Origin of the sequence: Dyella sp. EPa41, from assembly GCF_016586165.1 — a bacterium.
Lineage (GTDB): Bacteria > Pseudomonadota > Gammaproteobacteria > Xanthomonadales > Rhodanobacteraceae > Dyella.
Genome location: NZ_BCPR01000101.1, coordinates 1 through 12767, shown reverse-complemented (window position 1 = coordinate 12767; position 12767 = coordinate 1). Strand labels below are relative to the sequence as shown.

The 12767-nt window shown below is 67.0% G+C and carries 15 protein-coding genes and 1 pseudogene; all 16 read right to left on the bottom strand.

The features are described 5' to 3' along the window. A partial coding sequence (locus tag JMF82_RS20320) for an Hpt domain-containing protein (protein ID WP_201316345.1) occupies nt 1-243 on the bottom strand: 243 nt, incomplete at its 3' end. Nucleotides 244-267: 24 nt separating this feature from the next. Beyond that, on the bottom strand, nt 268-909 hold the full coding sequence (locus JMF82_RS20315; protein ID WP_201316344.1) for a protein phosphatase CheZ: 642 nt from the start codon (nt 907-909) through the stop codon (nt 268-270). Then, nucleotides 906-1313 (bottom strand): chemotaxis response regulator CheY, encoded by a 408-nt coding sequence (gene cheY / locus JMF82_RS20310; RefSeq protein WP_038620666.1) that lies wholly within the window; start codon nt 1311-1313, stop codon nt 906-908. The genes JMF82_RS20315 and cheY overlap by 4 nt, the downstream gene beginning before the upstream one ends. 67 nt (nt 1314-1380) lie before the next feature. Further along, nucleotides 1381-2160, bottom strand: a complete 780-nt coding sequence (locus tag JMF82_RS20305) for an RNA polymerase sigma factor FliA (protein WP_201316343.1) — start codon at nt 2158-2160, stop codon at nt 1381-1383. A 3-nt stretch (nt 2161-2163) separates the two neighbouring features. After that, nucleotides 2164-3084: a MinD/ParA family protein gene (locus JMF82_RS20300; protein WP_201316346.1), complete on the bottom strand. Its 921-nt coding sequence runs from the start codon at nt 3082-3084 to the stop codon at nt 2164-2166. A gap of 11 nt (nt 3085-3095) precedes the next feature. After that, a complete protein-coding gene (gene flhF / locus JMF82_RS20295) occupies nt 3096-4541 on the bottom strand; it encodes a flagellar biosynthesis protein FlhF (RefSeq protein WP_201316342.1) in 1446 nt (481 codons plus the stop codon). Nucleotides 4542-4761: 220 nt separating this feature from the next. Then, nucleotides 4762-6853: pseudogene (gene flhA / locus JMF82_RS20290) on the bottom strand (flagellar biosynthesis protein FlhA). A 12-nt stretch (nt 6854-6865) separates the two neighbouring features. Then, nucleotides 6866-8002, bottom strand: coding sequence for a flagellar biosynthesis protein FlhB (flhB, locus tag JMF82_RS20285; protein ID WP_201316341.1), 1137 nt, complete (start codon nt 8000-8002; stop codon nt 6866-6868). 12 nt (nt 8003-8014) lie between these two features. Then, nucleotides 8015-8785 (bottom strand): flagellar biosynthetic protein FliR, encoded by a 771-nt coding sequence (gene fliR, locus JMF82_RS20280; protein WP_201316340.1) that lies wholly within the window; start codon nt 8783-8785, stop codon nt 8015-8017. Beyond that, nucleotides 8782-9051 carry a flagellar biosynthesis protein FliQ gene (gene fliQ / locus JMF82_RS20275; RefSeq protein ID WP_111981293.1) on the bottom strand — a complete coding sequence of 90 codons (270 nt, stop codon included), beginning with the start codon at nt 9049-9051 and terminating at the stop codon, nt 8782-8784. Before fliQ ends, fliR begins: the two co-directional genes overlap by 4 nt. Continuing rightward, nucleotides 9041-9184: a hypothetical protein gene (locus tag JMF82_RS20270; protein WP_201316339.1), complete on the bottom strand. Its 144-nt coding sequence runs from the start codon at nt 9182-9184 to the stop codon at nt 9041-9043. Before JMF82_RS20270 ends, fliQ begins: the two co-directional genes overlap by 11 nt. Nucleotides 9185-9228: 44 nt before the next feature. Further along, nucleotides 9229-10014, bottom strand: coding sequence for a flagellar type III secretion system pore protein FliP (gene fliP / locus JMF82_RS20265; protein ID WP_201316338.1), 786 nt, complete (start codon nt 10012-10014; stop codon nt 9229-9231). Next, nucleotides 10011-10379 (bottom strand): flagellar biosynthetic protein FliO, encoded by a 369-nt coding sequence (gene fliO / locus JMF82_RS20260; RefSeq protein ID WP_201316337.1) that lies wholly within the window; start codon nt 10377-10379, stop codon nt 10011-10013. The genes fliP and fliO overlap by 4 nt, the downstream gene beginning before the upstream one ends. A 5-nt stretch (nt 10380-10384) precedes the next feature. Beyond that, nucleotides 10385-10720: a flagellar motor switch protein FliN gene (gene fliN, locus JMF82_RS20255; RefSeq protein WP_201316336.1), complete on the bottom strand. Its 336-nt coding sequence runs from the start codon at nt 10718-10720 to the stop codon at nt 10385-10387. Continuing rightward, nucleotides 10717-11733, bottom strand: coding sequence for a flagellar motor switch protein FliM (fliM, locus tag JMF82_RS20250; RefSeq protein WP_201316335.1), 1017 nt, complete (start codon nt 11731-11733; stop codon nt 10717-10719). The genes fliN and fliM overlap by 4 nt, the downstream gene beginning before the upstream one ends. Nucleotides 11734-11746: 13 nt before the next feature. Continuing rightward, a complete protein-coding gene (locus tag JMF82_RS20245) occupies nt 11747-12244 on the bottom strand; it encodes a flagellar basal body-associated FliL family protein (protein ID WP_201316334.1) in 498 nt (165 codons plus the stop codon). Between the last annotated feature and the right edge of the window lie 523 nt (nt 12245-12767).

The window sequence follows — 12767 nt, the reverse complement described above, 5'->3', positions numbered from 1 at the left end:
CTGGCCGTTGCGCGCCACGTTGAGCAGGTCCTCGGCGTGATGGCACAGCTGCACCATCGGCTCGACCGCGAGAAAGCCCGCGCCACCCTTGACGGTGTGGAACGCGCGAAACACCGCGTTCAGCAGCTCGCCGTCGCGCGGTGCGGCTTCCAGCCCGATCAGCTGGTCGCCCAGGCGCTGCACGAGGTCCCCGGCTTCCACCAGGAAGGCATCGCGCAGCTCGCTGTCCAACGTGGGATCCATCAAGGCCCGTCCTTTTTTGGAAACTCAGAAACCGAATTCGCTGAGAAGACGATCGGCTTCGTCCTGGCTGGTGACTTTCACCGGGGCCGCCGCGGCTTCGCCATTGGCGAGCGCGCCGGTGAGGCTCACCAGCTCCAGCAGCGAGTTCTCCACGCTGCCGATGAAGTTGACGACCTTCTTGATGCGCTGGCCCGCCAGGTCCTGCCAGGACTGCGCCACCACGAAATCGGCCAGGCCTTCGCGACATTCGTTGGCGAACGACTGCGCCTGCTTCGCCAGCACATGGGCCACGTCGCTCTCGGCCGTGCCGTCGATCACGGCGTTGGCGTTTTCCGCCACCGCCTCGGCCTGCGGACGCATGCGCTCGGCGAAATCGAGCGTGCGGTGCGCGGCCTGCGAACTCATCTCCAGCACGTCCTGCAGGTGCTGGCGCGCGTCGGCGACGCTGCCCGGCACGCCTTCCTGCGCGAGGTCGCCGCCCAGGCGGCGCACGGCATCGTGCAGGTCGCGGGCCAGCAGGCCCAGCGCGCGGAACATGCGCTGCTCGCGCTGGCGCACCAGCACGTCGAGCGCCTGCTCGAAGGCGGCGCCATCGGTGCTGTTGAGGAGATCGTGCAGTTCCTGCGGCAGCGAGCCGCCTTCCATCAGGGACACTTGTGCGTTCATGCGGCGGCTCCGCTGGCGGCAAGCCGCTCGAAGATCTTGGTGAGTTTTTCCTGCAGCGTGACGGCGGTGAACGGCTTGACGATGTAGCCGTTCACGCCGGCCTGGGCGGCGGCGATGATCTGGTCGCGGTTGTTCTCGGCGGTGACCATCAACACCGGCATGCCCTTCAACGAGGGTTCGGCGCGGATCGCGCGCAGCAGGTCGATGCCCGTCATGTTGGGCATGTTCCAGTCGGTCACGACCAGGTCGAAGGCGTTCGCCTTCAGCATGGTCAGCGCGTTTTCGCCGTCGTCGGCCTCCTGGATGAGCGGATTGCTGAAACCCAGCTCCACCAGCAGGTTGCGGACGATGCGCCGCATGGTGGAGAAATCGTCCACCACGAGGATTTTCATGTTCTTGTCCAAAGGTTTCTCCGCTTCGCGTCGAAAGGGAATAGGAAATAGGGAATGGGGAATCGAAGGGCGCGTATCGTCAGCGTGGCTTTGCTTTTCCTATTCTCGTTTCCCTATTCCCGATTCCCTGCTCTCCAGTCCATCCGCTCATGCGCGCGCGCAAGCGCACGATGGCCTGGCCGTGGATCTGGCAGACGCGCGACTCGGTCACCCCGAGCACCGCGCCGATTTCCTTGAGGTTCAACTCCTCCTCGTAATACAGCGACATCACCAGCTGCTCGCGTTCCGGCAGGCTGCCGATCGCCTCGACCAGCGCGCCTCGCATGCCGTCGTTCTCGACGCTCTCCTGCGGGCTGAGGCTCTCGCCGTCGGCCACGTCGAAGGCTGCGCCGCCGTCGGCATCGTCCGGCGCCGACAGGCTCAGCAAGCGCGCGCTCGCCGCGTCGGCCAGCACCTGGTGGTATTCCTCGGCGCCCATGCCCAGCCGCCGCATGACTTCGGCGTCCTCGGCATCGGCCCCGGTCTCGATCTCGATCTGGCGCACCACTTCGGCCATCTCGCGCGCCTTTCGGTGCACCGAGCGCGGCGTCCAGTCGGTGCGGCGCAGTTCGTCGAGCATCGCGCCACGGATGCGGATGCCCGCAAACGTCTCGAAGCTCGCATTGCGTCCGGTCGCAAAATTACGCGCCGCTTCCAGCAGCCCGATCATGCCGGCCTGGATCAGGTCGCTCACGTCCACGCTGGGCGGCAGGCGGCCCATCAGGTGATAGGCGATCCTTCGCACCAGCGGGGCGTGCTGGCGCACCAGCTCGTCGGCACTTTGGCGTTGCAGTTGCAGGTATTCGGAAGCCACGCTCATTTCTCACCACCCGTTGGCCACTGCGGCCTGCCTGCTGAAGAAGGCAATGCGGTCCAGGCCGAGTCTTTCGGGTTCACCCCATGTATCGACCGCACCTGCCAATTGCTTGAATGCCTGGCCCGACCGGCTGGACGGCCACAGGTCGACCACCGCGCTCTGGCGCTTGATGGCCTGCCGCAGGCGTTCGTCGTTCGGCACCAGCCCCATGAAATCCAGCGCCACGTCCAGGAAGCGGTCGCTGACGCGCGCCAGCTTCTGGTGCAGCTGCCTGGCCTCGCCGAGGTTGCGCACCATGTTCGCCACCATGCGGAAGCGGCGGACGCCGAAGTCGCGGCTCAACACCTTGAGCATCGCGTAGGCGTCGGTGAGCGAGGCCGGCTCGTCGCAGACCACCAGCACGACGTCGTCGGCCGCCGCGGCGAACATCGCCACGTTGTCCGAAACGCCCGCGGCGGTGTCCACCAGCAGGTAATCCGGCGGCGACACCAGGTCGTCGAAGGCACGGATGACCGCGGCGTGCTCGGTGTTGCTGAGCTGGGCCAGGCGGCGGGTGCCGGATCCGGCCGGCACCACCTTGAGGCCGTGCGGCGCGGGCAGCAGCAGGTCCTCGATGCCGCAGCTGCCATCGAGCAGGTGCCCGATATGGCGCGTGGGCGTAAGGCCCAGCAGCACGTCGATATTGGCCAGCCCCATGTCCGCATCAAGCAGGATCACGTCGTGGCCGCCCATCGCCAGCGCCATGCCGAGGTTCACCGACACCGTGGTCTTGCCCACGCCGCCCTTGCCGCCGGCCACCGCGATGGCGCGGCAGCGCTTGCGCGCCGGCGGGCTCAGACCGAACGCCTGGTCCTGGCCGGGGTTGTGCCTGCCATGCCGTTCCGCCAGGGCACGCAGCATGCTCTCCAGACCGATCGCCTGATTCATTGCAAAAGCGCTCATGCGTTTGCCACCGCGAGTCCGAAACGTTCCGCCATCACATCGTCGTCCGCGGTCGCGGCGGCGTTGCCCTTGAGCACCTGCGCGGCACGGCACACCAGCACGCGCGCATCGGCGGCGGCGATGTCCTCGGGCACGCGCTGGCCGTCAGTGATGTAGTCGAGCGCGAGCCGGTGGCGGATGAGCACCGACAGCGCGCCGCCGAGGCTCGGGGCCTCGTCGAGCTTGGTCAGGATGCAGGCATGCGGCCGCAGCGGCAGGTACGCGCGCACCGCCTCATCGAGCGATGGCGCCTGCGCGTTGGCGGCCAGCACCAGGCACGCGCGCAGGTCGCCGCCGTTGGAAAGCACGTCGAGCTGCTGCGCCAGGCGCGGATCGCCACCGGCCACGCCGGCGGTATCCACCAGCACCGTGTGGCAGCCGCGCAGCAGGCCCAGCACCTGGCGCAGGCTGTCCGCGTCGTAGGCCGGATACACGCGCACGCCGAGCAGCCGGCCGTAGTGCTCCAGCTGCGCCGCGGCGCCGATGCGGTAATGGTCGGTGCTGACCAGCGCCACGTTGTTCGCGCCATGGCGCATCACCGCGCGGGCGGCGAGCTTGGCGATGGTGGTGGTCTTGCCCACGCCGGTCGGGCCAACCAGTGCCGTGACGCCCGGACGCTCGGACTGGTCGCGGCGGCTGATGGAGAGACTGCGGCTCAGCATGCCCAACGGCAGGTAGCGCGCCTGCTCGGCGCTGAGGTTGCCCGGCAGGTCGTCCACCAGCTGGCGCGCGACATCGGATTCGATGCCCAGGCGCGTCATCTCACGCAGGACGCGGGCGCGCAACGGCTGGCGGCGCTCCATGTCGTTCCAGATCAGGCTGGAGAGCTGCGTTTCCAGCAGGTCGCGCAGGCTGCCCAGTTCGGCGCGCACGCGCGCGGTGTCCTGCATGGCGCGCTCGAGCAGCGGGTGGATCGGTGCGGCAGGGTCGAATGCCATGGCCGGGGCCGCCGCTTCGACCGGCGCGACCGGCGCCACGAACGGCGCCGTTGCGGCGGCCTGCACGGCCGGTTCGACCGCACGCGGCGGTGCGACGCGCACAGGCGCGGTGTCGGCAGGCGGGGCCATGGCCGGACGCGTGCGCGACAGCGACACCGTCACGCCATCGTCGTGATGACGGCTGGCCGTCGGCAGCGGCGGCGGAGCGACGTCGCCGCGACGGATCGCCGCCGGCCTCGCCTCCACCGGAGCGGACTGGGCCGGCGTGCGCGGCTCCACGTGCAGCGGCGCGCCATGGCGGGCCGCTTCGCGCACCAGTGCCTCGTCGAAGTCGACGGCGGCGATGATCTCGATGCCTTCGTCCATGCGGCGCGTGGAAAGGATCACGGCGTCGGGGCCCTGCTCCTCGCGTACTTCACGCATGGCCTGGCGCATGTCGGCGGCCACGAAACGTTTGATCTTCATGGGCTCGCTGCGCTCGCGTGAAGGGTGAATGGTGAAAGGTGAATAGAGACAGCCCGCGCTGCTTCAGCCTTGCGTTGAATGGTTTGCCCGTGGCGCATATCCGACCTTTCTCGACCTGTTTGTTCCGCTTGGCGTGGTGAACGGGCAACAGCGCGCATCGTTGAAACCGGCCGCACACTGCTCTCTCCGTTCACCATTCACCCTTTTCCGTTCACTGCACTTAACGTCCTAACGCCTGTACCAGCCGCACACGGCGGTTGTCAGGCACCTCGTTGTAGGCCAGTACGTGCAGGTTCTGTGCCACGTGGCGCGTGAAGCGCGCGAGCCACGGACGAAGCTGCGGCGCGACCAGCAACACGGCCGGTTCGCCGCTCATTTCCTGCTTGCGCGCGGCGTCGGCGACGCCCTGCTGGAGACGATCCGCGAGGCCCGGCTCCACCGCGGCGCCCGCCACGCCGCCGTTTGCGAGCGATCCCAGCAGGATCTGCTCCAGTTCCGGCGCCAGCGTGATGACCGGGATCTCGGTGCCCAGGCCGGTGATCTCCTGCACGATCTGGCGACCGAGCGCGACGCGCACGGCGGCGGTGAGCGCGCCGGGATCCTGACTCTGGCCCGCGTGCTCCGCCAAGGATTCGACGATGGAACGCATGTTGCGGATCGGCACCCGCTCGGCCAGCAGGTTCTGCATGACCTTGACCACCACGCCCAGCGACAGGCGCTTGGGCACCAGGTCTTCCACCAGCTTGGGCGCGGTCTGCGCGAGGCGGTCCAGCAGCTGCTGCACGTCCTGATGGCCGAGCAGCTCGTGCGCGTGGCCCTGCAGGATGTGCGAAAGATGCGTGGCGATGACCGTGGCCGGATCGACCACCGTGTAGCCCAGGCTCTGCGCCAGTTCGCGCTGGCCGGGCTCGATCCACATCGCCTCCAGGCCGAAGGCCGGATCCCGCGTGGGGATGCCGTGCAGGCCTTCCTGCACGCGGCCCGGGTTGATCGCCAGCAGGCGATCGTTGTGCACTTCGGCCTCGCCCATCGGCACGCCCATCAGGGTGATGCGATAGGTGTTGGGGCCAAGGTCGAGGTTGTCGCGGATGTGCACCGGCGGCACCAGGAAGCCCAGCTCCTGCGAGAGCTTGCGGCGCACCGACTTGATGCGGCCCATCAGCTCGCCCCCCTGGTGCTGGTCGACCAGTGGAATCAGGCGATAGCCCACTTCCAGGCCCAGCGGATCGACGCTGGCGACGTCTTCCCAACCCAGTTCGATGCGCTCCACCGGCGCGGCGGGCGGCGGCACTTCAGCCGCGATCTTCGCCACGCGTTCCTTCGCCTCGCGATCGCGCTTGACCATGAGGTACGAAGCGCCGCCGCAGGCGCCGCCCAGCAGCAGGAAGGCGATGTTCGGCATGCCCGGGATCAGGCCCATCACGCCCAGCACCGCACCGGCCACGGCGAGCGCGCGCGGCTGGCCGAACACCTGGCCGATCACCTGCTTGCCCATGTCCTGTCGCCTTGGACACGCGGGTGACGATGACCGCGGTGGCGATGGACAGCATCAGCGACGGCACCTGCGCCACCAGGCCATCGCCGATGGTGAGCAGCGTGTAGGTCTTGGCGGCATCGCCGGCCGAAAGGCCGTGCTGCATCACGCCGACGAAGAAGCCGCCGACGATGTTGATGATGAGGATCAGGATGCCGGCGGTGGCATCGCCGCGCACGAACTTCGAGGCGCCGTCCATCGAGCCGTAGAAATCCGCTTCCTCGCGCACTTCCTGGCGGCGGTCACGCGCCTGCTCCTGGTTGAGCAGGCCGGCGTTGAGGTCGGCGTCGATCGCCATCTGCTTCCCGGGCATCGCGTCGAGGGTGAAGCGCGCGGTCACTTCGGACACGCGCGTGGCGCCCTTGGTCACCACCACGAAGTTGATGATGGTGAGGATGGCGAACACCACCAGGCCGACCGCGAAGTTGCCGCCGATGACGAACTCGCCGAACGCCTCGATCACCTTGCCCGCCGCGCCGGGGCCATCGTGGCCGTGCAGCAGCACCACGCGCGTGGAGGCGATGTTGAGCGCCAGGCGCAGCAAGGTCGCCATCAGCACCACGGTGGGGAACGCGGCGAATTCCAGCGGCCGCATCACGTAGATCACCGCCAGCAGGATCACCAGCGACAACGCGATGTTGAAGCTGAAGAGCATGTCGAGGATGAAGGGCGGCAGCGGCAACATCATCATCGCCAGCATGGCGAGCATGATGACCGGCGCGCCGACGCCGCGGCGTCCCAGCATCTTGAGGTTATCGATGGCAGTAGCGGTGGCCATGCGTGGTTTCCGTCAGAACTTGTAAGGACCCATCAGGTCCGGATCGACATCGGGCTTGGGCGCCGTCGGTGGCTGTTCCCCACGCGCGACGGCCTGCTTGAGCTGGAACACGTACGCGAGCACCTGCGCCACGGCGACGTAGAGCGACGAGGGAATCTCGCGGTCGAGCTGGGTGGTGGCATACAAGGCGCGTGCCAGCGGCGGCGCTTCCACCGTGGGAATGCGATGGCTGCCCGCGACAAGCCGGATCTGCATGGCCATTTCGTCCAGGCCCTTGGCGATCACGCGGGGCGCGCCCATGCGGCCTTCGTCGTAGCGCAGCGCCACGGCGAAGTGCGTGGGGTTGGTGATCACCACGTCGGCCTTGGGCAGCTCCTGCATCATGCGCTTGCGCGCCATCTGGAACTGCATCTGGCGGATGCGGCCCTTGAGTTCGGGGTTGCCGTCGCTTTCCTTCGCCTCGTCCTTCAGTTCCTGGCGCGTCATGCGCAGGCGCTTGGCATGGTCGAACTTCTGGTACAGCGCATCGGCGCCACCGATCAGCGCCAGCACGGTGCCGAACAGCAACGCGCCATGGCCCAGCAGGCCCATGGCCTTGAGCATGCCGTGGCCGACGTCGCCGTGACCGGTCGACATCAGGTCGGCCTGCCAGTTCTTCAGCACCATCACCAGCACGGCGCCGATCAGCAGCAGCTTCAACAGCGACTTGCCAAGCTCGACCAGGCCGCGCATCGCGAAAATGCGGCCCAGGCCTTCCACCGGGTTGAGCCGCTCGAACTTGGGCTGCAGCGCCTGCGCGCTGAAATTCAGGCCGCCCAGCAGCACCGGCGCGGCCAGCGCGGCGAGCACGGTGGCCAGCGCCACCGGCGCGAACAGCGACATCGCCTCGCGCAGCGCCAGGCCCAGCACGCGTGACGGCAATGCATCGCTGAACAGCGCATCGCGGCCATAGGTAAGGCCAAAGCCAAAAATGCGGCGCACGTGCTCCACCGAGCGCTCGCCGCCGCTGATCAGGGCAGACACGCCAGCCAGCACCACCACGGCGCCGGACAGATCGCGCGATCGTGGTACGTCGCCCTTTTCCCGCGCTTCGCGCAGGCGTTTTTCCGATGGTTGTTCGGTGCGGTCTTCGGCGTCATGCTCGGCCATGGTGCGGACTCCTTATCCACCCACCAGCTCGTGCATCAGCGTCCATGCGCTGTTCTGCAACGACTCGAACGCACCCGGCACGCTGCGCAGCGAGAGCCACAGCGCCACGAAACCCAGGGTCACCGTGATCGGAAAACCCACTGCGAACAGGTTCATCGACGGCGCCGCGCGGCTGATCGCGGCAAAGCCGATGTTCACCATCAACAGCGATGTCATCGCCGGCAACGCCACGCGCACCGCGCCGCCGAACAGGTGCACGGCGAACAGCAGGATCGCATGCAGGCCATGGGCATCGATCACCGCATGCCCCGGCGGCAAGGTATGGAAGCTGTCGGCCAGGAGGGCGATCAAGCGCAGATGGCCGTCCATCGCCAGGAACAGCAGGGTCACCATCAGCAGGTAGAACTGGCTGAGCACGGGCGAGCTGCCGCCACCGCGCGGATCCACCGTTTCGGCAAAACCAAGGCTCATGCTCTGCCCGACCAGCTGGCCACCGAACGACACCGCCTCGAACACCAGCTTGAGCACGAAACCCACGGCGGCACCCAGCAGCACCTGGCTCACCATGGTGGCCACGCCATCGGCCGACATCAGGTCGATGCTGGTCGGCGCGAGCGGTGCCAGCACGACGGCCAGGATCAACATCACGGCGAGGCGGATGCGCTGAGGCACCACCTTGTCGCCGAACACCGGAGCCACCAGGAACAAACCGCCGACACGCCCCATCGCCCACAACAGCGAGCCCAGCAGATGCTGGATCTGGGCGTAGTCGACGGTGTTCACTTCACCGCCCCCGGCAGGCTCTCGATCAACTGGCGCGTGAACTGCACCAGCGTGCGCAGCATCCACGGGCCGGCGATCAGTGCGACCGCCGCCATCGCGATGACCTTGGGGATGAAGCTCAGGGTCATTTCGTTGATCTGCGTGGCGGCCTGCACCACGCCGATGATCAAGCCGACCAGCAACGCGGTGAGCAACAGCGGCGCAGCAACCATCATCGCCACGTAGAGCGCGTGCTGGCCGAATTCGATGACGGACTCAGGCGTCATGGCGCTTCATCCCCGTCATCCCGGCGCAGGCCGGGATCCATCGGCGGCTGCGCAACATCAGGCCACGCGGTGGCCGGATTCCGGCCTGCGCCGGAGTGACGATGAGGGCAACCATCGCCTTGGCGAGTTCCACCCTTCCCTCCCCAATGGGAGCTGGAGAAAAGTGCGTCGCCGCGCTCACGAGTAGAAACTCCCCGCCAGCGTCCCCAGCAACAGCGTCCACCCGTCCACCAGCACGAACAGCATGATCTTGAACGGCAGCGAGATGATCGCCGGCGACACCATCATCATGCCCATCGACATCAGCACGCTGGCCACCACCAGGTCGATGATCAGGAATGGGATGAACAGCAGGAAGCCCATCTGGAACGCGGTCTTCAATTCGCTGGTGACGAACGCCGGCATCGCCACGCGAAACGGCACATCGTCCTTGCTGGCATAGGGCTTTTCGTTGGCCAGATGCGTGAACAGCTGCAGGTCGGCGTCACGTGTCTGGTCCAGCATGAAGCGCTTGAACGGCGCGGCCGCGGCTGGCACGGCCTGCTCGGCCGGCATCTGGCCGTCCATATACGGCTTCACGCCATCGGCATACGCATGCGACAGCACCGGCTGCATCACGAACAACGTGAGGAACAGCGACAGGCCAAGCAGGATCTGGTTGGAGGGCGTGGACTGCGTGCCCAGTGCTTGCCGCAAAAAGCCAAGCACGATGATGATGCGCGTAAACGAGGTCATCATCAGCAGCACGGCCGGCAGCAGCGTCAGCACCGTCATCAGCGCCAGCACTTGCAGCGACAGCGTCCAGTTCTGCGCGCCACCCGGCGCGTTTTGCACCGTCAGCACCGGAATGCCGGCCGGCGAGGCGGGCATGGCCGGCATGGCGGGAGCGGCCGGAGCCGCCCACGCGAACATCGGTACCAGCAGCAGGGCCAGCAGGAGAATCCAGCGGCGATACTTCTTCATGGCGTGCGCTTCCAACGGGCAAGCACATCGCCAAACCCCGGCGTCGGCGGCGTCGGGCCCTCCTCGGGCGCGGTGCCTTCGTACACATGCAGCGTGCGCATGCCGCCCTGGCCCACCCCCACCAGCAGGCGTTTGCCGTCGGCATCGACCAGCAGCAGGCGGTCGCGCGCACCCACCGCCATGGTTTCCACGCAGCGCAGGCGACGACCACCCGGCGACGTGCGGGCCTGCAGGCGGCGGCTGAACCAGCCGGCGATGAAGATCAGCGCGACGATGCCGGCGAGGCTCGCCAGCACGCGCAGCAGTTCGCCACCCACATTGATTTCCGGCGCGGCGGCGACCGGCAGCGCAAGGGCCAGCAACATGCCGCTCACCGCAACTTGCGCACGCGTTCGGCCGGGCTGATCACGTCGGTGAGACGGATGCCGAACCGCTCGTTGATCACCACGACTTCGCCGTGGGCCACGAGCGTGCCGTTGACGAACACGTCCAGCGGTTCACCGGCGGAGCGGTCCAGCTCCACCACCGAGCCCTGGTTGAGCTGCAGCAGGTTGCGGATGCTGATGCGCGTGCGGCCGACTTCCATCGCCAGTGTCACGGGCACATCGAGAATCATGTCCAGGTTGACGTCGGCGCCTTCGGCCGCGGGCGCGGTCAGCGGGTCGAATTCGACGCGTTGGGTGGCAGCGTCATTGGGCGTGATCATGCGAGGCTCTTCTCCGTGACAAGTTCGGTCGACAGGCGCATTTCGCGGCGGCCTGTCTGGGCGTGGAATCGAATGGCGTTGTTGCCGCTGGCCTGGCCGTAGCGGCCACGGAATACGGGCACGTCCTCGGCGAAGACGGTGCACAGTTCGGGCAGCTGGACGGGAATGACGTCGCCCGGCCGCATGCGCAGGAATTCACCGATGCTCAGGCGCATTTCCAAAAGCAGCGCGCTGAGCTCGACTTCGGCGTCCAGCACTTCGTCCTGCAGCGTCTCGGCCCAGCGGTCATCGCGATCGACGCGATCGCTCTGCACGCCGGCATCGAGCAGGGTGCGGATCGGCTCGACCATGGCGTACGGCAAGGTGAGGTGCACTTCACCGCCACCGCCGTCGAGCTCGACGTGGAACTTGGAGACCACCACCGTCTCGGTAGGGCTCACGATGTTGGCGAACTGCGGGTTGATCTCCGAGTTGAGGTACTCGAAATTGAGCGGCAGCACCGGCGCCCAGGCTTCGGTCATCGCGGCGAACAGCTCGGTGAGCATGATCTGGATGACGCGGTTCTCGGTGGCGGTGAAATCGCGTCCCTCGATGCGCGCGTGGAAGCGCCCGTCGCCACCGAAGAAGTTGTCGATCACGGTGAACACCAGGCGCGGCTCCATCACCACCAGCGCGGTGCCTCGCAGCGGCTTGATGCGCACCAGGTTGAGGTTGCTGGGCACGGCCAGCGCGTGCACGTACTCGGCGAACTTGATCATCTTCACGCCGAGCACCGACACCTCGCAGGTCTTGCGCAGCACGCCGAAGATGGCGGTGCGGAAGAACCGCGCGAAACGGTCATTGACCATTTCCAGCGTCGGCAGGCGGCCGCGCACGATGCGGTCCTGCTGGGTGAAGTCGTACGAGATCACCGCATCGGGCGGCAGCGGTTCGTCGTTGCCCGTCTCGACGGCGCCGCCTTCCACGCCGTCGAGCAGGGCGTCGATTTCTTCCTGTGAAAGCAGGTCGCTCATCGGCGTGGCCCCGTCACTGCATCACGAAGCTGGTGAAGTACAGCGCCTCGATGCCGGGACGGCCCAGGCGCTGCTCGACGATCTTGCGCACCGCGGCGAGCGCATCGGCCTGGAGTTTCTGCTTGCCCGCGGCGTCGCTGAGGATGGAGTAGTCCTGGCTGCTGAACAGCATGACCATCGCATTGCGGATCACCGGCTCGGCTTCCTTGGCGGAAGCGAGCGCGGCGGCGTCATGCGACATCAGGCTCACGCCCACCTGCAGGAAGCGCATGGACTGGTCGTCCTTGAAATTCACCACGAACGGCGGGTCCATCGGGAGGTACTGCTCCTGCTTGGAGAGCACCACCTTCGGCTCTTCCGGCGCATTGCCGTGCGAGGACTTGCCGAGCAGCAGGTAGGCGCACGCGCCGCCCAGCGCGAGCAGCGCCACGCCCATGATGATCACGACCTTCGAGCCGCCCTTCTTCTGCGGGGCGGTCGTGGTTTCCGTCGTTTGCTCGTTCTGAGCCATGCCAGTACCTGTCCGTTTTCCGAATGCCTTGGCGACCGATGCGGGCGCCTCTACCTGTCGATAGCAAGCGCCATGCCATCGGCGGAAAACGTTGCGGGGACTGGGTTTACAACCCGGCGCGACAGCCAGGCGGCGCTTTCTTGACGCGCGACGGAGTTCGCTCGCGTCGCGATGATGGCGGCCGTCGGAAGCTCGTCGCCGCCCAACCCCGCCCCCCCCCTTTGTAGGAGCGCACCCAGTGCGCGACAGCCTTTCGCACCGGTCTGCACGTTTGTTGCTCTTGTGATGACGGGTTGCCTTCGGTAGCTCCGTTTCCGCCAGGTTGCCGCCTACGCGGCGGGCGTTTCGATCCCCTGCCGGCGCTCGAGTCACTTTTCTTTTGCTGGCCCAAAAGAAAAGTAACCCAAAGAAAATGGCCTTCAGAGCCAAGGCTCATAGCGATATGGGAATAGAAGCGCCGGACGACCGAGGCCAGCCGGGATGCACTCATTTCTACCTCGAACGAAGCCGCTACACCGCAACG